The organism is Lysinibacillus sp. UGB7 (assembly GCF_049058285.1).
GTDB classification, from domain to species: domain Bacteria; phylum Bacillota; class Bacilli; order Bacillales_A; family Planococcaceae; genus Lysinibacillus; species Lysinibacillus sphaericus_B.
Map to the genome: position 1 here is coordinate 182,530 of NZ_JBMGUV010000001.1, position 20,836 is coordinate 203,365.

General features: G+C 31.7%; 29 protein-coding genes. 21 read left to right on the plus strand and 8 right to left on the minus strand.

Going from position 1 to position 20,836, the window contains the following annotated elements:
• The first annotated feature begins 193 nt into the window (after positions 1 to 193).
• From ACOMCU_RS01220 to ACOMCU_RS01245, 6 genes are all read left to right on the plus strand, one after another.
• Entirely contained in the window at positions 194 to 544 is a 351-nt protein-coding gene (locus ACOMCU_RS01220; protein ID WP_421049151.1) for a hypothetical protein, read from the plus strand.
• Between the two features lie 16 nt (positions 545 to 560).
• Positions 561 to 1,334: a ribonuclease HI gene (locus ACOMCU_RS01225; RefSeq protein WP_421049152.1), complete on the plus strand. Its 774-nt coding sequence runs from the start codon at positions 561 to 563 to the stop codon at positions 1,332 to 1,334.
• Between the two features lie 18 nt (positions 1,335 to 1,352).
• Positions 1,353 to 1,523, plus strand: a complete 171-nt coding sequence (locus ACOMCU_RS01230) for a hypothetical protein (RefSeq protein ID WP_421049153.1) — start codon at positions 1,353 to 1,355, stop codon at positions 1,521 to 1,523.
• Between the two features lie 531 nt (positions 1,524 to 2,054).
• Complete coding sequence (locus tag ACOMCU_RS01235) at positions 2,055 to 3,023, plus strand: hypothetical protein (RefSeq protein WP_421049154.1); 969 nt, start codon at positions 2,055 to 2,057, stop codon at positions 3,021 to 3,023.
• A gap of 418 nt (positions 3,024 to 3,441) precedes the next feature.
• On the plus strand, positions 3,442 to 4,545 hold the full coding sequence (locus ACOMCU_RS01240; protein ID WP_421049155.1) for a C39 family peptidase: 1,104 nt from the start codon (positions 3,442 to 3,444) through the stop codon (positions 4,543 to 4,545).
• A gap of 146 nt (positions 4,546 to 4,691) precedes the next feature.
• Positions 4,692 to 5,027 (plus strand): histidine kinase, encoded by a 336-nt coding sequence (locus tag ACOMCU_RS01245; RefSeq protein ID WP_318286004.1) that lies wholly within the window; start codon positions 4,692 to 4,694, stop codon positions 5,025 to 5,027.
• 460 nt (positions 5,028 to 5,487) lie between these two features.
• On the opposite strand, the gene ACOMCU_RS01250 is transcribed toward ACOMCU_RS01245, so the two are convergent.
• Together ACOMCU_RS01250 and ACOMCU_RS01255 are read right to left on the minus strand one after the other, a co-directional pair.
• Positions 5,488 to 5,988: a hypothetical protein gene (locus tag ACOMCU_RS01250; protein ID WP_421049156.1), complete on the minus strand. Its 501-nt coding sequence runs from the start codon at positions 5,986 to 5,988 to the stop codon at positions 5,488 to 5,490.
• Between the two features lie 111 nt (positions 5,989 to 6,099).
• Positions 6,100 to 6,402, minus strand: a complete 303-nt coding sequence (locus ACOMCU_RS01255) for a hypothetical protein (RefSeq protein ID WP_421049157.1) — start codon at positions 6,400 to 6,402, stop codon at positions 6,100 to 6,102.
• A 291-nt stretch (positions 6,403 to 6,693) separates the two neighbouring features.
• Between ACOMCU_RS01255 and ACOMCU_RS01260 the strand changes: the two genes are divergently transcribed.
• Positions 6,694 to 7,254 (plus strand): hypothetical protein, encoded by a 561-nt coding sequence (locus ACOMCU_RS01260; RefSeq protein ID WP_421049158.1) that lies wholly within the window; start codon positions 6,694 to 6,696, stop codon positions 7,252 to 7,254.
• A gap of 107 nt (positions 7,255 to 7,361) precedes the next feature.
• Here the strand turns inward: ACOMCU_RS01260 and ACOMCU_RS01265 are convergent, their stop codons facing one another.
• The 3 genes from ACOMCU_RS01265 to ACOMCU_RS01275 form a co-directional block, all read right to left on the minus strand.
• A complete protein-coding gene (locus ACOMCU_RS01265; protein WP_421049159.1) occupies positions 7,362 to 7,739 on the minus strand; it encodes a hypothetical protein in 378 nt (125 codons plus the stop codon).
• Positions 7,740 to 7,892: 153 nt separating this feature from the next.
• Positions 7,893 to 8,438, minus strand: coding sequence for a hypothetical protein (locus ACOMCU_RS01270; protein ID WP_421049160.1), 546 nt, complete (start codon positions 8,436 to 8,438; stop codon positions 7,893 to 7,895).
• 38 nt (positions 8,439 to 8,476) lie between these two features.
• Positions 8,477 to 9,097, minus strand: a complete 621-nt coding sequence (locus tag ACOMCU_RS01275) for a hypothetical protein (RefSeq protein WP_421049161.1) — start codon at positions 9,095 to 9,097, stop codon at positions 8,477 to 8,479.
• Between the two features lie 125 nt (positions 9,098 to 9,222).
• Between ACOMCU_RS01275 and ACOMCU_RS01280 the strand changes: the two genes are divergently transcribed.
• From ACOMCU_RS01280 to ACOMCU_RS01345, 14 genes are all read left to right on the plus strand, one after another.
• A complete protein-coding gene (locus tag ACOMCU_RS01280; RefSeq protein ID WP_421049162.1) occupies positions 9,223 to 9,471 on the plus strand; it encodes a hypothetical protein in 249 nt (82 codons plus the stop codon).
• 194 nt (positions 9,472 to 9,665) lie between these two features.
• The gene (locus ACOMCU_RS01285) at positions 9,666 to 10,238 is read left to right on the plus strand and encodes a hypothetical protein (RefSeq protein WP_421049163.1); all 573 of its coding nucleotides are present in this window, start codon (positions 9,666 to 9,668) and stop codon (positions 10,236 to 10,238) included.
• A gap of 122 nt (positions 10,239 to 10,360) precedes the next feature.
• Positions 10,361 to 10,693, plus strand: coding sequence for a hypothetical protein (locus tag ACOMCU_RS01290; RefSeq protein WP_421049164.1), 333 nt, complete (start codon positions 10,361 to 10,363; stop codon positions 10,691 to 10,693).
• 45 nt (positions 10,694 to 10,738) lie between these two features.
• Complete coding sequence (locus tag ACOMCU_RS01295) at positions 10,739 to 11,146, plus strand: hypothetical protein (protein WP_421049165.1); 408 nt, start codon at positions 10,739 to 10,741, stop codon at positions 11,144 to 11,146.
• Positions 11,147 to 11,370: 224 nt separating this feature from the next.
• Positions 11,371 to 11,958 carry a hypothetical protein gene (locus ACOMCU_RS01300; protein ID WP_421049166.1) on the plus strand — a complete coding sequence of 196 codons (588 nt, stop codon included), beginning with the start codon at positions 11,371 to 11,373 and terminating at the stop codon, positions 11,956 to 11,958.
• Positions 11,959 to 11,977: 19 nt separating this feature from the next.
• The gene (locus ACOMCU_RS01305; RefSeq protein ID WP_421049167.1) at positions 11,978 to 12,577 is read left to right on the plus strand and encodes a hypothetical protein; all 600 of its coding nucleotides are present in this window, start codon (positions 11,978 to 11,980) and stop codon (positions 12,575 to 12,577) included.
• Positions 12,578 to 12,597: 20 nt separating this feature from the next.
• Complete coding sequence (locus ACOMCU_RS01310) at positions 12,598 to 13,176, plus strand: hypothetical protein (protein ID WP_421049168.1); 579 nt, start codon at positions 12,598 to 12,600, stop codon at positions 13,174 to 13,176.
• A gap of 13 nt (positions 13,177 to 13,189) precedes the next feature.
• Positions 13,190 to 14,194, plus strand: coding sequence for a hypothetical protein (locus ACOMCU_RS01315; protein WP_421049169.1), 1,005 nt, complete (start codon positions 13,190 to 13,192; stop codon positions 14,192 to 14,194).
• Positions 14,195 to 14,237: 43 nt separating this feature from the next.
• On the plus strand, positions 14,238 to 14,801 hold the full coding sequence (locus ACOMCU_RS01320; protein ID WP_421049170.1) for a hypothetical protein: 564 nt from the start codon (positions 14,238 to 14,240) through the stop codon (positions 14,799 to 14,801).
• 90 nt (positions 14,802 to 14,891) lie between these two features.
• Positions 14,892 to 15,248 (plus strand): spore protein H, encoded by a 357-nt coding sequence (locus ACOMCU_RS01325; protein ID WP_421049171.1) that lies wholly within the window; start codon positions 14,892 to 14,894, stop codon positions 15,246 to 15,248.
• Positions 15,245 to 15,661 (plus strand): hypothetical protein, encoded by a 417-nt coding sequence (locus tag ACOMCU_RS01330; RefSeq protein WP_421049172.1) that lies wholly within the window; start codon positions 15,245 to 15,247, stop codon positions 15,659 to 15,661. The genes ACOMCU_RS01325 and ACOMCU_RS01330 overlap by 4 nt, the downstream gene beginning before the upstream one ends.
• A 32-nt stretch (positions 15,662 to 15,693) precedes the next feature.
• Positions 15,694 to 16,227: a hypothetical protein gene (locus tag ACOMCU_RS01335; RefSeq protein WP_421049173.1), complete on the plus strand. Its 534-nt coding sequence runs from the start codon at positions 15,694 to 15,696 to the stop codon at positions 16,225 to 16,227.
• Positions 16,228 to 16,484: 257 nt separating this feature from the next.
• Positions 16,485 to 17,057 (plus strand): hypothetical protein, encoded by a 573-nt coding sequence (locus ACOMCU_RS01340; RefSeq protein ID WP_421049174.1) that lies wholly within the window; start codon positions 16,485 to 16,487, stop codon positions 17,055 to 17,057.
• A 155-nt stretch (positions 17,058 to 17,212) separates the two neighbouring features.
• On the plus strand, positions 17,213 to 17,410 hold the full coding sequence (locus tag ACOMCU_RS01345; protein WP_421049175.1) for a hypothetical protein: 198 nt from the start codon (positions 17,213 to 17,215) through the stop codon (positions 17,408 to 17,410).
• A 699-nt stretch (positions 17,411 to 18,109) separates the two neighbouring features.
• Here ACOMCU_RS01345 and ACOMCU_RS01350 read toward each other — a convergent pair.
• The 3 genes from ACOMCU_RS01350 to ACOMCU_RS01360 all read right to left on the minus strand — a co-directional run bounded on the left by ACOMCU_RS01350 (position 18,110) and on the right by ACOMCU_RS01360 (position 20,794).
• The gene (locus ACOMCU_RS01350) at positions 18,110 to 18,955 is read right to left on the minus strand and encodes a tyrosine-type recombinase/integrase (RefSeq protein ID WP_421049176.1); all 846 of its coding nucleotides are present in this window, start codon (positions 18,953 to 18,955) and stop codon (positions 18,110 to 18,112) included.
• Between the two features lie 447 nt (positions 18,956 to 19,402).
• Positions 19,403 to 19,864 (minus strand): hypothetical protein, encoded by a 462-nt coding sequence (locus tag ACOMCU_RS01355; protein WP_421049177.1) that lies wholly within the window; start codon positions 19,862 to 19,864, stop codon positions 19,403 to 19,405.
• A 732-nt stretch (positions 19,865 to 20,596) separates the two neighbouring features.
• Positions 20,597 to 20,794: a hypothetical protein gene (locus ACOMCU_RS01360; protein ID WP_421049178.1), complete on the minus strand. Its 198-nt coding sequence runs from the start codon at positions 20,792 to 20,794 to the stop codon at positions 20,597 to 20,599.
• Positions 20,795 to 20,836 lie beyond the last annotated feature (42 nt).

Sequence of the window (20,836 nt, forward strand, 5' to 3'; positions counted from 1 at the left end):
GTCAAAAACTTGTTTTAAGATGAAATCTATTAGAAAAAACTTATTTTAGGATGAAACCCATTGGAAAAAACTTTTCTTTAAAAAAACTTATACTTTATAATACTCGTTTCATCCTAATCTTACTACTATTATTCATTAAAAAGAATTAGATATTTATAGATTTTTCTCACGTTGGTCAATCGCTTTACGATTCGTGCTAACTATCAATCAAGCAGAACATGGGGTTATTCCTGAATACAAAGGCTTCAATACAAAAGAAGAAGCAGTTGCGTATCTTAATGGTCAATCAATAACTCAGCTATTCGTACTAGATTCGACAAGGATTACAGGAGAAATAATTAAAAATCAGATTGTAAAAGGCTGGTCTGATGCTAGAGCGTATTTAGAAGGGATTAAACTAGAAGAGCATGGTATCCAAATTGAGTTTAAAAAATTCAGCAAACGCTCTAAGGCTCTTACTTATATCCTTGAAAATTTTCCTGAAGCGAATAAATTTAAAAATCTCTTAGTAGTATATAGGGATTTTATAAAACAGGACATTTGAGAGGAATGAAAATTTTATGGCAAAAAAGCCGAAGAAGAATTTTTATGCAGTAAAAAAAGGATTTGATATTAAGAAAGGTGAGCCAATTATTAATCAAATCTATCGGACATGGGCTGAAACGGAAAAATTCGTTGTCGGTATAAATAAAAAGGATCATGGTGTTGCCGTTGAATACGCTGGTTTCGTTACTGAAGATGAAGCCATTGAGTATTTAGCAGACATTACACCAAAAAAAGAAGGCGACTTCATTTATAAAAAGGATAACGAGTATCCAAATCGTGATATTCTCCTTTGTACAATGGATGGTAGCTACTCAGGTACACTAGAAAACTATAGTTATGGATTAGTTATTACGTACAATGATGACATCGTTCATTACAGTATGGGTGTTGGAAACAACGAAGAAATGCGTGCTCAACGACAAATTGGGGGAGAATTATTAGGAGCAATGAAAGCTATTGCTTATGCAATTAATAATGGGCATAAAAAAATCGTTATTTTCTTTGACTACATGGGCGTAGCAAATCATGCAACAGGTTTTTGGAAGCTTGATACGAACAGCTCAAAGGTTTATCACAATTGGGTGCAAGAGAAATGTTCAAAACATGGGCTTGAGATCATCTTTTGCAAAGTAGATGCTCATACAGGCGAGGATTTCAATGAAATTGCTGATGGTTTAGCAAAGTTAGCATTAGGGATTAAACCTGATCCTATTTCTATTAAGATGGGGATCAAATACAATATTCCTGAATTGATTGCTGCTGAAGAAATGGTTAGAACCAAAATGTAATGAAAGGAACAATCGAAAATGATGAACAAAAGAGAAAAACTGATTCAAAGGAACAAAAAATTTGTTCAGATTCCAATGCCTGATTTATCAGAAATGACAGATGGAGAATTAGAACGAAGAGCTGACTTTTGGGAGAAATCTTTTGAAATAGCGTTTAAAGAAGATGACTGTGAAGTTGAGGATATATAAACTCATTTGAATCAAATTAATGAGTAAAAGGAGGAAATAACGTGAATAAGTGGAACAATTATGAAACGTTAGAACATCATGAAGGGCTAATTTGGGTTAGCAAATCATTTACAACTGAAAATAGAGGCAATATTTGTGTTTAACGACAATAATATATGAAGTAATAAAGGCAAATGGAATCCTTATATGTATGAGAATAAAACAATAATGTGTTCTATATGTAATACAAATCACAATGAAGCTGACGTTAATATCGTAGATTACGATGATGATGTATGCATAAATTGCGAAAAGACTTACTCAGCATAACGTCAAAATTATTTAGTAATCAATAGTAATTAAATAGGGTATTCCATCACTCATTCTGAATGCCCAAAGAAATGAAGTAATACCTTCTTAAAAGATACTTTCCGTACATCGGAGGTATCTTTTTTTTCATTTATAGCTTTATTATATAGAGCATGTTTTTCTTTATATCTTGCACTGACGACGTATAGCATACGGCATATTAATTTTTTGGAGGAATGTAATATGCTAAGTCTATTAATGGCAAGTGCAGTAGTAACAAATATGGAAGTTGATTCAAACAATGCTCAAAAATTCATCACACAAGGAATTCATCATGCGATGATAGCCGCTACGGAAAAAAAAACTCAGCAGGATGATTCTATTCTTACAGATGTAGAAGAAGTTAAAGTCCCTGAATACACCATGAATCCGCAAGCATTTAAGCTTTACCTAGATAAAGAGTTAGAGGCATTTAAGCCAAATGAGCGTGAAGAGGTGTATATCGATACTGAACAAGATATGAGTGCATTCGTGCAGCGTATCTATCAAGATCTGCCACAAGAAGTGATTGTTAAAAGTAAGCATTTTACCTCAGAACAGCTAAAATCTATGTATGATGCAAGTGAATCTCGACTTGTTGCCGATATTAATCCCAATACGAAAGGATTAGCTAACTACAGTGTTAAGCAGATCGGTAAAAATTTACGAGTATCAGATATTTCAAACGATTATTACTCAGCTTACGTAATCAAGAAAGCTTCAGATGCATTCGTCAAAGATCTTGTCCCAACATTAAAAGGTGAAAATGAGCTAGAAACAATTAACAACGTCTATGACTGGATGTATAACAATTTTAAATATACAGCAAATTCCTATAAAAATATGCTAGTAGGCAATATGTATACAGGTAAACTTGCTTGTAACGGCTTTTCTTTTCTAGCTGATGCTTTACTTGAAGAAGCTGGCATTAAATCCGCTATTCGTTCAGGTACTTCTCATTTTTGGAATGTTTTGACGCTGGAGGATGGGCGAGAAGCAACGTTTGATGTGACGACTGATATTGTATTAGATCATTACAAGAAAACGCTAGGAACGAGCACGAAAGAACATATTGCGGCTGCATCGGGAATCGGATTCTATTCTACTGAATTCACAACAGGATACTATCATGAAGTCCAATCATACGAAAAATTGAAAGTACAGGGGGAATAATTTATGTTAGATGTAATGAAGTTCATTTTCAGTGACCTTATTCATTTTATCGGAACAGTGATTTTACTAGAAACAGTATTTGGCGGATTCAGACGATTTTTAAATGATCCAAAACAATAAGATAATGAAAGAAAGCGACTAATGCTAGTTGCTTTTTTTATTTTTATAAAAATACATATACTATTGTAAGTGATAGGAGAAAAGATATAAAAACATGCAAAGATGAACGGTTGATTTGAAATAAAGTCGTACCGTTTATAAAAAAGATGTACTGTTTAAAATAAAGTTGTAAGAAGAGAACATAAATGTAACAAATACTTAATTTACTTTTAATTGTAAAAGAAGTAATATAAAGGCTATAACTATTAAATTCGATTTTAGTTAAGGTTTAAAAAAACTATAAGGTGGAGGGTTCAAAATGTTTCATAATTCGAAGAGGTATATGGGAATATTTTTTGTTGTACTATTATTTTCAATTTTAACAGTAACTACTGCAAATGCTGAAGAAAATAAGGATACCAATGTTGAAGAACAAAATCAGTCAGTAGTTTCGTCTGAATCGATTATTGTATTGAATGATTATATGAAAATTGGATATTTTTTAGAGGCTTCAGACTTTAATATTACGTCGGAAAGAGAAGTTTTTGATATTAATGGAAGAAACATTGCGAAATATTATGTTGTAGAAAGTTTAAGTGGTCAAGAATATTTCGCTATTATTTCCAATACACAAGAAAATTCAGCAGTTCTTTTAGGTGGAGAAGGTAATGGAGATGTATTTGAATTAGGGGATGAAAATTACTACTATTTTGGTGGTTATAGTATAGTTAGTGCTGATGATACAAATCAAATTATAGAGTATATTAAATCGGAAGATGAAGACCTCTCGACAAATGAAATTATACAAGATTTAGACATTCAATTGATGAATCCTAAAGCTTCTACGGGTGATGGATACGGTTCGAAATTATTGTCATCTCCTATATTTTCTCAAAAAGATTCAGATGTTAAATCAGGTTACCAAAGTTCTGCATGTGGTCCAACTACTATGGCAGTAATTTTACAGTACTGGCATGATTCAAAAGGTAAATCAAAATTACAAGTTTGGAAAAGTGGTTATGCAACTAGAGGGGCATTTATTAATAGCATGTATGCTAATCGTGGTGGCACTTTCTATGGTATGAGTGTAAATGGTGTGCGTTCAGGTCTAGAAAATGAAGCGATTGCAAGAGGATATTCAGCATCATCAAGTAGTTTTAATAATTTTTTCTCATATAAGACTCAAATAGATGATAATAGACCGGTTGCAGTAAAGTTTGATAAATGGTTTTCTAAATGGGAACCTAATGCAAAATATGATTATGATTATCACTGGACACCTGGACTTGGATATATCTATTCTGCATCCTCAGGTGCACTGTTAAGAGTTCAAACATTAGGTTCTAATAGTTATGTACGTGATATAAACTATGACGCTCACTCTGGAATTATAACAATGGTAAGTTTTTCAATTAATAATTAATAATTATTAATTAATAACTATTAATTATTAACTAATTGTATGATTGTAAAATTTCTTTATTGTTAAATTGGTAGGTAAAGACACTAAAATCGAATTTTTATAGTTTGACAAATTGTAATTATTAATTATGGCGGAAGGAGAGGAAAATGAAAAAAAAAATAATTATCTTTAATCTATTATTTTGTATAGTAGTTATTTTTGTTAATTACAATTATTTTAATTCTAAATCTCGAAACGCTATCGTATACAACTATGTGGAAAACTATATTGAAACTAACTATGGCATTGCTAGAGAAAATTTAAAATCTGAAGAAATCGATTACATGAGAGGAATGGGTTTGTTTGAAATAGAAGTTAAAGATATAGAAACTAAAAATTATTACTTTTTTGAAGTGGATATTAACGATGACTATTCATTATATTATATAAAAGATCTTACTGAACTTCATCGTAAAAATCATCCTAAAAATCAAGCTGATTAAAGAAAGTTTATTTCAACAGGTATCAGCAATATTTTGAGATAGATATAAAGTTTAACATACCACAATATATCCCGACTTATAAAGCATTCTTGAGAGAGTGCTTTTTTATTATGTTTAAAATTAACTGAATCAATTTCATAAATCATCATTTTCAAAATTTCAAAAGGCTACTAAACCGATACCTGCATTTTAAGAGAGGAAAAGGGATAGGTATTTGTTGAAGATTAGATCACAGAAAATGATCAAACTTTTTTATAAAAATTAAACAATACTTCACAGAGGAAGAATCCGTTTTGATCAATCTTTTTTCAAAACGGGTTCTATTAATTTAACGTAAGATGTGGGTTTAAGAGGTGTTTTTGATCAAACTTTATTTTAAACCTACATGAACATTTAAAAGTTTCTTTCCAAACAAATAAAAAGCCATCACAATTTACATGTGCTGGCTTTTTTCGATTAATCATAGACGATCTTTCTTCGTTGAATGATAGCCATTAATGTCGATAAATGTAGCGACATATTCCGTCCATTCAAATACGCTGAATTTTTCAATGATTAAGGCGGCTAATGCTGCCGTTTCTCTTTCATCGAGTGTTACATTATATTTTTGAATTAAGTGATCTGTAAACTTACTTAGCTTCAATGTGTAAATCGTATCTGCTGGATCATTTTCAGGCAGGTTTTGAGATAATACACTATATGATAAAACTTCTTTAGCAAATTGCTCACTAGCTTTATCTGTAAAGCCTGTATTACCTAAAAATGCATCAATATAATCCGAAACTGCTTCAATTTCAAAATCTGATTTAGCTAAATCGAAAAATTCTTCATATTCTTCTTTTTCAATTAAAGCTTCTGTAGATTCTATAACTGATACAAAATCATCCTTTCGCAAACGCCATACTACTTTTTCTGCTCCTGCAACAATTCCTACTTTTCCTTCAACTACTTGATTCGTCATAACAAATCGCTCCTTTTTCATATCATTTTAATTAAATGTCCTAATTTACTAGAGAACTCTATAATGTACGTAGGGAAATAATTATTCATGCCAACAAAAAAGGCAAAATGCTCAAATAGCTGAACATTTTACCTGTCGATTCAATTCTTTAAGATCCCTTTCATAAGCCTCTCCAAAAATACTAATCATGTATGCCTGATATAAGTTGCTGTAAGAAGGGCAGTCATTGCCAATTACATTCACTTCAAAATCTCTTAATACGATTCCACGCTCACCTAATCCATACTCATAGCGTACTGTAGTAAAAACTTTATTTGCTACTCGATGAATCAATAGCTCATGATAGCCGCCAAATAATTGCGTTACAAAAGATTCCACTTGTTGATCCGTCAATTCCAATGCATAATTTTTCATCAATATTCACCTCCATCTGTTTGTTTTTATTATTCTATGCAGAGCAATGCCCGAACATAAAAGGGAATATAGTCGAATTCTTGTAGAAAAAACGACATTTTATTCAATTAGATATTCAAGGCATTATCTTTAAACTTCATATATGATTTAACTGTTGTTGAATGATTACTAATTATTTTTTTTAAAAAATCCCTACTTCTCTCTTACTTTTTTCATAATTTAGTAGTAATTTGTTTTTAAATGCATAGACTAATCATATAAAAACAATTAAGAAAAAGGAGTGAACATTCTATGAGTATTTTAAAATGTTTAGCAGATGTAAATAAAAAAGGACAGGTAACAATCCCTAAAACATTCCGAGAAGTTGCAGGGATTTCAGCCGAAAGCATGGTTTCAATAACCTGCAATTTAATTACAAAAAAAATTGAAATTGAAGAATTTAAAACTAAATTCGACAAAGCAGATATTGAGTTCATCAAATCAGCTATGCTTACAGCAATTGGTCCAATCGCTATTTATATTTGGGGGAAAGCTGGAGTGGGAAAAACTACGCTTGTTAAAGAATTGACGAAGGGATTAACAATCGATGGATTGAATTCTGAAGCAAAAGAGCATCATTTTGATGAAGTTGGTAATATTTATGTAATGGAGGACATTCCTGTAAGTGAAAGAAAAATCGAAATCCATCCATCTAAAGCAACCATTGCTACATCACAGGAACGTATCTCTATAGACAACATTCTAAATCCAGATATGCTATCGATTTTTGTTCAATTGAGTCCCGATCATCAAAATTACGGCATCCAATCTATAGAACTTAATAGACACAATCAAATTATTAAGTGGAAATAATTTAGTATGAGAAGTGTATTATTCACTTCTCTCTATACATAAAAAAAACGCCCTCTATTGAGAACGTTTCATTATTTTATCTCCTTTTATTCCACATTTTGATTCTTTCATTTAGTAATACTATCAATCAATAATTTAGCTTCTTCTCTGTTAATTAAAAATGGTAAATATTTATCCTCGTAATCCTTAAAGTCTATCTCCATAAAACAATCATCAAATTTATTTTCTAACTCATAGTAATCTGCATGATCATCTCTAAGCTTTGATACTAAAAGTACCACTGATTTATTTTTAAGGTTGTAAGCCTCCACTGAATAAAAAATGTTAGTTGTGTTGTCAAACATCTTTAGATCGTAACGATCATTCCCATATGAAGCCGATGTCTCTATTAACTTTAGTCTCTCAATCACTTCGATTTCACGCTTTAAGGAATTATAGTGATCTTTCATATTTAAAGTGTGAATTTCATTTGTTTGTACGTGCATTTTGGTTCCTCCTTATTTTCAAATCAAATCGACATTTCCACAATTTCATATTTCATTTGATTTTACCACATCTTACGAATAGCCTTTAAAATAACCTAATTCAAATACGCCTGTTTCTATAAGCATACCAATTGTAGCCTTTAGCTTTCATTTTTATTTTGAGTAAAATTCGTATTCAGCAATATCTTGTTCAATTAATATTTCTACAGCTCTTCCAGCATCAATTTGTTCAATAGCTAATGCTATACCTCCAAATGTACGCATGGTAACATTCGCTGCGTAGATCAAACTTGCTGGATCGCCACTTAATAATGGTGCATACCGTAATGAATTAAAAATTATCAACATTTCATCGTGTTTTTTTCGATTTAATTCATCCGTATTGCCTGACACATTAAAATCAAGAATGATAGTTGTCATTTCTTGCTCTTCATAATGAACAAATAGTCGTTGAATTACCTTATCCCAATAGAAATTAACCACTGTTCTATACCTGCCGCCAATTTGAATAGGCTTCCCTTTGTAATCAAGTAACGAAAAGGTTAAACGACCTTTACTATGCTCAATTTGTAAGGTAAGCACTAGCCCTTGTACAAAAGATTCTTGATTAAGATCACTGATATGTCGTACCTTTTTATCTTTTGCATAAGCAGTTACTTGATAGGATGCCTCGCTTTCAGGACCTAATAATTCTGCCAATTTCTTTAACTCCACACGCTTCATCATTATCTTTCCTTTCAACTATAATGGCGGTAATAGAATTGATATTCAGCTGGTTCAATATTTGGTAAAATTGTAACCATTCTTGAATCCGCTCCTTCTACAAGTTTGCTCAAATTAGAAAAAGCACCAAAAAGCTTCTTTTTCGTTGTAATTGTTGCTTTAACTAAGAATGCTTTTGCAGTCACACCATCTAATCCAATATCTTCAGCTGATAGATCTGTTTTCTCCACTTCTGCATATTGATCAATTAATTTATTTGCCTCAATAGATAGTGAATCGGGATAGACAAGCAATGTGTAAAATGCTTGCGTAGGATTTTTGTCGATAAATGCTAGGCAATTAATAATTTCTTTTCCTAACGTAGTATCAAGCTTTGCCTTCACAATATGATGACCTAAAAAGTTTTCAAAATAAATTTCCTCTCGATTTACATATGCAGTCACCATTTCTCCCGAACGAATGCCAGCCTTTGAAACTGCATAAGGCAGCATACTTTCTGTTTTTCTTAAAATCATGACAGGACATTTTATATGATTGTCACCGTAGTAATTCTTACCTAGCGTTTTCTCATATAAGTCAATTAATTCATCCTTCGTATACCAAAACATAATAAAAACTCCTTTGTAGTTCGTCATTAAATGACTTCCTAATTTATTTAAAACCTGTTTTAACTTATACCGATTTTTGAAAATTTATTCTTATTTGGAATGAAGAATTGGTGTGTTTAATAGAATAAAAGAATTGAACTATCGAATGGGGGGTGGCTGCTATACCTGTAATAATTACTGAAAAATTAAAGATAGAGGCGATGCGTGCCATATGGGATCGCTATAAAAAAATGCACATCCTTTCGAAAAAAGATGTTGTTATCTATACAATTATTAAAACTTATACAGAAGGTGTAAAGCTGAATTATTTAAAACACACATATGAGATCACTTCTCTTGAAGAATTCATTGAGTTATTGCAACGTGTAATTAAAGAAGATGAATTGAAGGAATATTTCTAATTTTAGTTAGATTTAGACGTTATCATTAGTTTACATAATATTATTATTTTATTTTCGTAATAATTTTGTTTTAAAACTAATTAAGTTCAAGACTTCTACATGAATAACTTTGTAAATTCCTACGTATGCTTCAGTGTATTTTAAAAAATAGGCGATCTATCATTGAATAGACACGTTTTAGGAGGAAGTCAATTATGACAGAGAAAGTAGAATTATTAAATGAAGTTGCAAAAGGATCATCAGGAGAAGGGCGAATTTCAATTTTTAACGACACTGCGGCATTATCAGCACTTTTAGATGCTACAGTTGTTAAAACATTAATTCCGCCAAATCTATATGAAGATGATTCAGATATAGAAGCGTACAGCATGGATTTAGAAACTATGAATGCTGTTGATGCATTAAATTGGATCAATGAAGAAGTAGTAAAAATGCTTGTTTACAAGCCTTCTCAAACGTTTGCAGGTGCATTCCATGAATCCAACGCTGAACATTATCGTCAACTTTTTAATGAAAAAATAGAAGAAGATGTTTTTGAAGTACAGGAGCTAACATCTGATGTGAAAGATGAATTGATTTTAGCGTTTAACGCACTTAAAAATAATGAAGTAGGGGAAGAGGAAGCTGCCATTTACGGCATTGTTGATGGAGAAATCGGTGGTATTACTGGCTATACACCTGAATTTGATTATTCGGAACATTTTGCTGGATTCATTGGTCACTACCAAACAATTGCTGGACTAAAAAAACGTGGTGTAGAAATTTAATAATTTTATTTACAGGATACTTTTTGATTTTATCAAAAGTGTCCTGTATTATTTTGGTAACAAATAATAGCTTTTTTAAGATTACAAATACCTATCAAATAACACTTACAGGGAGATATTTAATGAAAAATTACAATTTAAGCAAAAATGTACTACCTTCCTTAGAGGAAGCGTTAAACTATCTAAAGCAGCAGGAATCGATCACTCTTTACGGAACTTCTACAGCAATGTTTATGTCTAATAAGGGGATGGTGCTGAAAAACCTTATTGATATAGTTTTTGAAGTATACTTTGTGGATGATGCGGATGTTCCGTTTTTATATATGGTGGATGTGAATAAAGTCAGATACGACAAGCCTTTTATTATGTGTTTAGCCGATCCTGAAGATCTTAAAATGGCAAGAAATCTACTTGATCCATCATGCATTTCATTCCAAATTCCTGATAAGCAATAATTTTTATTCGAGGCGAAAGCAAAGCAACAGAAGGGAACTACTATATTGAACTTGCAAAAAATGGGTAAAGGATTTACATATGATCCTGAATTAAAACGTGTTACATATTCTATGAAAGAATATATACGAAGCAAACATTCTTATAATAAAGGACATGTTGATCAATACTTAATATCTATTTATCTTATGGCTACAAATATACATTTCTATGTCAACGGAGAAGAAGATTTAGAAAATTTCCTATTCCTTGATCATGAAATTGTTGAGCATGAGGAAATTCAAGAACGCTTGTATACAGATTACACACTCAATATGGAAGCTGTAGAAAAGACAATTGTTCGTGATATTCAAGAAGGAATATCTCGCTATGTATTAACAGATGAAAAATATGAAGAGTTGAAAGACGAACAGAAAATACAAATCATTGAATACATCACATTTCATCAAGAATAAAAATTATCTAACACACGACAACGTGTGTTTTTTTATTTCATATGCAAAACAGATAGTTTATGAAAAATTGTAGAGTAATCATAAGGTGCTTGTCATACGACAAGTGCCTTTATTCTTTGTTATGAGGACCATTTTAGATGCATAAAGTACATCAACATTTATAAAAATGGGACAGCTTTTGCTGTAATAAACGTGCTCATTGAGCCAATAAGGAGTTGTAGTAGATGAAAAGTCAGTTTTTAAAAGAGGTGTTATCTCGATTTACAGAACAAAATCGGGCTACGTATACATTAGGATTGATGGCGAAACATGATGATTTTAGGGCAAATCGAGCAGAAGGAGGTAAGATGTCAGGTCAAAAAGCTATGTTTTTTGGATTTACTTATTTACCAGCATCTGAATCTTATATTTGCTACGAAGAAGGCGAGCAGGAAACAATCGCCATGTTTCATGAGTCAGATCACGCTGGCATGAGTGAATTCCTCGACAACTTCATTATTTCTTATGATGAAAATCCAATATTTTGCTATTTAGAACTGCCTATTTCATATAGTCAGGGCAAATTAGAGTTAGATGAAGTTTTAGAAGCGAATAGTGGACTGAAAATTATTGAAATGGATACAAGAGGAAATTCAAAACATTACTTGATCAAGGCAAGCTATACGCCTTCCTTACAATCCATCTTTGATATGGTGAGAAACTATTTATACACTACGCCAAATAAAGATGTTGTGATGCATCGAGAAACATTGAAAGAAACAATGTTTGTAATCGATGTTGATCCAATGGAATTTCACTGTACACATCGATAAAAAAGGAGCTAGTTAGACTATGACAATTCAAAAACAGATTCAACAATATTACAGAGATTGTATAAATCCTATTGGAGAATTACGTCTATGTGTAGCAAAGCCGCTTCCGCAAGCATTTAACTTTGCTGAAAATCATCCTGGCACAATTTTATATGTGGTGGTTGATAGAGAACAAGGTAAACCATTATTTAAAATCGCCTTTTCTAATCAACTATTGATTGAATTTGAAGAGTTTGAAGAAAATACTGAATTAACGCATTTTCTATCACATGTTTTTCTCTTCGATCCAATTGCAGAAGAAAATGTAGAGCCATTTTATTTTGAGGTTTTTGTGCAGCGTAGATTTTATGAGGATTACTTATTAGGTGAGCCTGTATATATGGAATTTATGAATGGACGCATTAAGCGTTTAGCTTTAATCCATGAAACGGAAGAAGAGATAAGAATGATTATGAAGTGCAAACGAATTTCAGTATTTTTCAGCTTTGCACGTGCATACAGCAAATATTGTGCTGAAAAGCTACATTTCATTAAAAATCAGCCTGAACTAAACGACTATTTGAGCAATTGTATTAATACAAGCGTTGATCTTGCTGAATATGATTTCTTTCATAAATAGAAAAAAAGGAGCGTTTTTTTATGAAAACACCAATGTTGGATAAATTATTTAAATTTTATAGTGATCCATTAAACGCACAACGTAAAAAGTATTTATATGCAAAAGAATACATTGATTCTGTTGAGGCAGGAGGAAAAACGTTGTCAAAGGGACGAGAATTTATGATCAAACGTAGCAAGCATAGCGATGTGCTTAGACTATTTGATCCTGAAGATTTTATGCATGTTGAAATTCCGCTTAATGTAAAGTCGGAAGAAACAGAAAGGTTTTTGCAAAAGTTCGTTTTTAATAGCGATGAAGTCATTTATTGCGATGTTACCCTACCAACACCGTTTGTTGAAGATTATTTACCTGAAATAATGAGCCAAACGGACGGCTTAAAACTATTAATGCAAAATGATTTAGGAAATGGAGTAACAAAAGGCATTTTGTCTGTACGTTACTATTTCCTATTAAAAAGAGTAATTGAATCACTCGAACGCTATCTTGAAAAGAAAAACGCAAGCCAAAGATTTATGATAATGGAAATGATCGATGTAACTTTCATTATCGACATCGATATTGCTGAAACGGAGCTAATTTTGCACAGACAAGCTTAAAGGGAGTGAGGATATGAAAAATCGAATCGTTAAATTTTCAGGTGGCAAGTCATCCTTTGCAGTAGCTGCATGGGTGAAAGAAAACTATCCAAATGACAACATTGTACTATATTTCAATGACACGCTTTGGGAAGATGAAGATTTATACAGATTTAATAAAGAAGTGAGTGACAAATTGAAATTACCATTATTAGTGCAAAGTAGAGGTATTACACCACCACAATTAATGGTCCAACAACGCTACTTAGCAAACAATCGTGCTGGAATTTGTTCCACTGAATTAAAAATCAAAGTTGCAATGAGATTTTTGAAAAAAGGCATCATTCCAGAAGTTGAATATTGGTATAACAAAGATTTCTTAAAACAAAGCATTCATGGTATACGTGATGAAGAGTTTTTTGAAAATACAACACTTTACTTTGGTATCGGGTGGGAAGAAATGCACAGACCAAAGAAAATTGCTGTTAATTGGAAACCCTTTAAGGTGCAATTTCCACTAATTAAAAAAATCAATGATAGAAATATTTATCTTGAAAAATATAGCATTGAGGAACCAAGACTATACAAAATGAATTTTGCACATAACAATTGCAAAGGAAGATGTGTGAAAGCAGGAAAAGGTCACTTTCAAAATTTGCTTATGCAAGATGGAAAGACTTTTTTTGAGCTCTTAGAACAAGAACTTGTATTAAGCGAATACGCACGTTATGTAAGACAACCAGCCATTAAAAAAGGTATTTCAAAAGATTATTTGCGAGATGACGTAATGGAATTTGTAACGAATGGAAAGAAATCTGACAAGATACAAAACATTATTGATGGTCATAAATATCTCAAAAATGCAAACTTTGGTGTAAATAGCAAAGGCGAAAATATCAATAAACCATTTAGCTTTATGAAAGACATGACATTAGAAGAATTTGAACAAACAGCTATGCAACTAAGTATGTGGGATGTAATGGATGTTGGTGGCTGTGGGTGTTCAGTAGATTATGGTTTGTGTTCAATAGATAGCTAAACACAATGTCAAATTTTAGTTTATTGAAAAGGAAGGTAAATAGATGACAGTATTGTATTTAACAGAAAAAATCGTTGCCTATTTTAAAAAACCAATAACAGAATCTCTAAAATTGGTAGCTGTTAAAAATTCGGACCAAAAGAACATTATATTACCAGCAGTAGATATAGGTGATTTTGTATCAGTTATATATGATCGTAAGGAAAAAGTTTATATAGCTTGTACAAAGGATGACGAATATTCATGGACAGCTAATGATTTGGCTATTCATAAAGAAGCATTTCAGGAGCGATTTAAACTAGATGATAGTCAACCGCTCTATGTATTAGTGAAGCATATTCAAGAGCAAGAACGTAGACTTTTCGAAGCATCCTTTCCAGGTATTAACTATGTAATGATGCACATTACTGAAGAAAGTAAATACGGAAATTATCAAGCAATCTATCAACTACCGAATACGAGGGCGATTCATCCTTTTGTGGAAAAACTAGTAGAGCAAATGGTTGAAAAAGAGCCTGAAGCTGATGAATCCAATATTCGATATAGTGACTTAAATGAGGTAGTAGAGATAGATATTGATATTGCTGAATATATGATAGTTTTCTAATTCTCTTGAAAGTTTAGATGTAAACACTTACGTTGAAGGACAAAAGATATAAAGTTAAATTGAAATCATACAAATGGAGTGAATGAAATTATGGGAAAAACGGTACGAATAACATTTAAAGATAAAGTTATGCTATTTGGAGATTCATATAAGCCCTGGCATATGCAGGTGGATGAGTATATTTGGATGTGTCGCAATCAAGGAACTACATTAGAATTATTGAACGTAGAATGCTCACACTCTAAATGGGTTGCGTGGGGTGGTTTAAAATGGTGTCCCGAAGATCGATTCCAGCACCAATTAAATCGTGAAGGCTGTCAGGATAATGATCCTGATAATCCAAAACCACGTATCTATGAAAAAATGAACTTTAAATATGTACATGCTGCAAAACAAAAGGTTATCAAATTGATGCAAGGAGCAGGATTTGAGGTGGATAAATCTTGATAAAAGGGTTGCGTGTTAAAGCGATTATTAAAGAGCCTTATCGTAAGGCAATTTCTTTAATCAATGCAGAAGATGCTTATTTTGATGAATTTGTAGACTTAATGCCATTTGCAACTGATTTTATTAAACTTCAGCGTGCTTCACTAATTCCCACTGGCAGTTCAGCATATATGCCTACTGGCTGGCTAATTCATGACGAAATTGCTACTGATGGCTTTGGACATGTGTTTGATATAGAAACAGGCTATTGGGCATTTCAATGTTGCTTAAAAAACAGTGAAAAGGAAGTAGATGTGTTTTTGCAGGACGTATTATCTCAGCTGATTGAATCCGCTATACACATTGAAGTGAAATCAGATGAAGATGACAAAAGCGAGCTATATTATTTTATTAATGGACATATAGTAAGTTGAAATCAAATCGAACTAAAAAAGGGGCTTTAAATATGAATGGATTATATCAAGCATACAAGCAATTTCAAAAGGATAACGGTAAAACTACTTATTTTTGGATGGTGTCTACAAAAAACACAACGCAAATAGCAGAAAGTAATTTACCGAGTGCATATATTGGTGAACGTTTCTATGTATTTTATTGTGAGGCTTCAGAAGCTTATGTAATGACGACATGGAACATTGTTGGAAACTATATGCAAAAATTTAACGAAGAAGGGCTAGAATTAGCTTTAAATTCGTTAGATGGTGACTTCATCAATGAGTTTGATACTCGTATCAATATTACAGTTCGTGATATTAAGGAAGAACAATGCGTGTATATTGCAAAATTGTTTGGTGAAAATGGCGAAATCAAAAAGCTAGAAGAAGGCTTGTTCCAAATTACACTAGATACAGCTGCACGTATAAGCTCAATTATGCGTTATTTAATGCGTATCATTTATGATGGTAAACTAAATGCTTATCAGGAATATGCATATATCAAAGAAAAGATACCATCACATCTAACAATTGAAGTTGCTTAATAACATCAAAAGTCGCTTATCAGCGGCTTTTTTTGTTGTATTGACAGCATAATTTAACCTTTCAAACATATAGTGTATGGATTTTAATAATGGAATTCGAAATTTAAGTAGTTTTCAACTAAACAATATAGCCTCTATCTAGGGGCTACATACATACCTTTACTACTCTTTTGCAGTCAAAAACATGTCGTATACCAGCATATCTCTTTTCTATGCAACGTATAATGATTTATAAATTTGGTGAAAAGAGGCATATTATGATTAATTTACTTGAAGCAGTTAAGAAGCAGGAATTAGAACATGAAGGTGGAGATATTTTAGGGCTTCTTTTTTTAATTACTCAAAACGTAAAAGATACTGGACTAGAACACCCTAAAACGATAACAATGGGCGAAATTTGCATTGTAAGATCTTTCGTGAAAAGAAAGAAGAGAAAATATGTTCTAGGTTACGGAAAACGCTTTACTAAGGATCTTAACGAAGATGAATTTAGACATCATTTAGATGTACTCCAAGATTGCTGCATACCACTCCATGACCGTATTAATATGGAGGCAATTTTTACAAATGCCCAACTAGAAGATTGTCAATATCTAGTTAGATTTAGTAGACATGGAAATAAGTATGCAAAGTGTGTTGTTGTTGACGAACGCACCATTTCTATGACAATGAATCCTGAGCAAGCTTTCAAATTTTTACCTCACGTGCCATCAGCCATATCATTGTGTACATTTGAAGAAGAATATACTTCTCATTTTGAAGAAGATAAAAGAATTGAACTTATGCATAGGATTACACCAACCATTATGTCATGGAGAATCCTTGAGTAAATAGCATTGTTAGCAGAAGGCTACTCGTTATGAGTGGCTTTTTTTCTGCATATAATGCCTTGTATTTTACAAAATAGGGGCGGCTTATAGCTGCATATTTGGAGGGATTTTAGTTGATTCGTCAAAACGGTTTAAAACAAAATTGAGGTGATAAAATGTCTATAATTATTAACAATTTAGAAACAGAGCAAGACATTATTAATTACAAAAGTTGGCTCTTTAAAAAGAATACCAATTCGATTAAAAGAATTAAGAGAATGTTAGAAACTGATAAAATATACAGACCGAATAGATGGAAGAATGTCGATTTAAAAATTGAATTGATGGAAAAAGAAATTGAAAATAGAAAATAAATTACTAAACATTCCGAACAAATTATTAAATAGGCAATAGTAATCAAATAGGCTATTCCACCTAAATGACAAGTTGTAAAAATACATTAACTAGCTAATATCATGCATTTAAAGCCATTCGATATTTCGGATCGGCTTTTTTATTATTATTCTGCATGTGAATCATATATGTAACCTTGAAAATTCTCTAATATCTCAATATTAATAGTATGCTTAAAATAGAGAGATAAAATGCTTTTAAAGCCCAATATAAATAGGTTTTGAAGTATCTCATAATTTTTGAAGTAAACCTTGAAAATTCTCTAATATCTCAATATTAATAGTATGCTTAAAATAGAGAGATAAAATGCTTTTAAAGCCCAATATAAATAGGTTTTGAAGTATCTCATAATTTTTGAAGTAAACCTTAAAAATTCTCCAATATCTCAATATTAATAGTATACTTGTAACATTGAGATAAAATGCTTTTAAAGCCCTATATAAAAGGGTTTTAAAGAACTTACAACTTTTGAAGTTAATCTCATATGACGCATTGAGATATAATGCGAGCCATTACCTACCAACACATACGTTTATATAGAATTAGTTCGTTAGAATATCGAGTGATAGCGTATAAGCAATAATAAAAAGGTGTCCGTATCATATGAAACGAAACACCCTCTTACAATGCCTTTTATTGAATGTTTACTTGATAACATTTTAATTGTACAGCTTTTCAACAGCTCCCTGTAAATCTTCTTTAGAAGGGCGAGCATACCGACTTAGAATATCCATTGAAGCATGTCCTGATAAAGTTTGGATTAAAACTAAATCGAATTGTTTACGTACTAAATCTGTAATAAATGTATGTCGGAATTTATGAGCATGTACTCCGTAATCTGCCATAATATGTTGTACACCACGCTTGCCTAAGCGTCCACCTTTACGTCCATAAAACAATGCTACAGATTTATCTGTGCGTGATTCCAAGTACATTGATAAAACATCCCTTGTTTTCTTGTTAATAGGTATATCACGTTCTTTATTACCTTTACCATGACGAACTTTAATTTCACCTTCATCATCTAATATGATCACATCACTACGATCAAGCATAACAAGCTCAGATACACGTACTCCTGTATTTAATAATACGGTAATAATAGCTAAATTTCTCAATGTATCGTCTTGTGCCTCATTCATGATTTTTTTACGCTCAATTTCACGTAAAGACTTCGGTGCTTGATTCTTCAGATTGGGCGGCTTCACCACCCGAATATCTTCTACAATATCCATTCGTTCAATCTCTTTTGCAAAATTTTTAATCGCCCTAAATATCTTGTTAATCGTAACGGCAGCCATCTTTTTATCGTAGCATTGATTCATATATTCTTGTGTCGATTCCTGATTTAGCTCCAGCTCATGTTCCCCCAGGAACTGTATGTATCTACGCACTTCATATTTGTATGTCCTCGCTGTATCGTCACTTTTGCTACGTTGCAGCCTTTGTTCATACTTCATGCGTAGGGCATCTATTTCTTCTAAAAATGACAACTTTTGATTCATTATATCAGCTCCTGCTCAATATTCTTTTCATCTAAGATCTCATTTGTTATTATAATAAGGACTACGGTTTGAAAATTCAATCTATTAATTAACTCAAACAAACAAACTTCTGATTTAACCGTTCTCAGCTTTACAAAAAAAACATTCCGTAGTCATTTTATATACCATGCTCAGAAAATACAAATCAATGCAAATTAAAGGACTAGCGTACATACCTATTGTACGCTTTTCTTATATCGTTTTCAATGTCATGGAATCCCAATTCTGTGACATTGGGCGTAGAATTAATGTTTTTGGAACGCACGTTCTTATTATTTTTATTAATTCGGGTGATTTTTTGTAAAAATGTAGGCGATCTGAAGAATAATTGAAAAGAGAAAAAACCGATTCCTAATCATCTGCATTTTGTGTAAGTGATTAGGAATCGGTTTTAAATAAAATATTAGATCAAATATTCATTAAATACATGTTTTCTAAATTTATAGGTACTTTATCTGATATAAAAGCTTTTTTGAAACCTATATTCATTTCTTTGCATTGCAAATTTGTGATATTGGAATCTGAAACACAACTTCCAATTTCATCATCAAAATCAACTAGGAGCATTTCCGTTTCTCCAGTGTACACATCTTCTATATGTATAATTTCAATTTGCGTCTTGTTTTTACAGTGTTCTAATATAATCGCTTTTACTAATGTTTCTAAAAGAGTGTAATATACTTTTTCTACTGAAACCTTTTTGAAATAATTAGTATAAATATGATCGATTAAAGCATCAAAATGATTTGAATTTTTTTCTAGCCTAATACATAGTAAAACCCCAACAGAATCAACAATTTTCAGGTTTAATTCATCATGTTCTACCCATTTTATACGCCTGATATACTCACTGAATTCCATATTGTTCACACTCTTCTTAACCTCCTTTGATTATTTGATAGAGTACATTATACAGCAGAAATTTCCATCATTCAATCTATCCCACAACCATCAAACACCTTTTTTAGTTAAGCACTATTTTGAAATAATTAGTTTTATTGGGATATAAAAATATACTAGGAAAGTAAATTTATTGAACTTTTATTCAATCTACATAAGCATTTGTTTCATAGATAAATGGAAATTTAGCAAAAATTTATGTATAATTAAGGAAAATCTATTCTCATATTTTTACTTTCACTATTATAATTTCGAGGCTTTTATTCCTTCAAATAACTTATATATATTCCATTTTTATAGTCGCAATTTCCTACCAAGTCTAGGATTTTTAATCTAAACTATAATTCTATGACATTGACTTTAAACAAACTGAAATAAGTGAATTAAGTTAATTACCTATTTCGATTTTTAAATAGAATATCGCAATATTTCGTTTTCTATCAATATGAGCATTCTTAAACAAAATTATAATTCTATGACATTGACTTTAGACGAACTGAAATAAATAAATCAAGTTGATTACCCATATCGATTCCTGAAAGTCCGTTCAAGTGAGTGAGGAAGAAAGCTCTTTTTTGTTATTTTCCAAACTAATAATCAAATAAAAAAACAAGCTAATTTCAAACGTTATGAAATAGCTTGTTTTTGAATTGATCTATGACATGTCAATTTTCTCGTAATATTGAGTAAAACCAAAATGTATTAAATGATTTTCGCAGTTTCTTTGATATTCGGATATTTTTGGGATACATCAAAACCCAATGATTTATTAAGTGCTGCAATGGCATTGTTAATCGTCATTACATCTTTGCCTTCTTGCGACATACTACTTAATTGAGGCATCCCACCCTCAATTCTAATTTCTGCTTCTCCTACTTTAAAAATAACTACCTTTTTCATTTCAATTCCCCCTATATAAACACACTCCTTAGCTTCAGGATT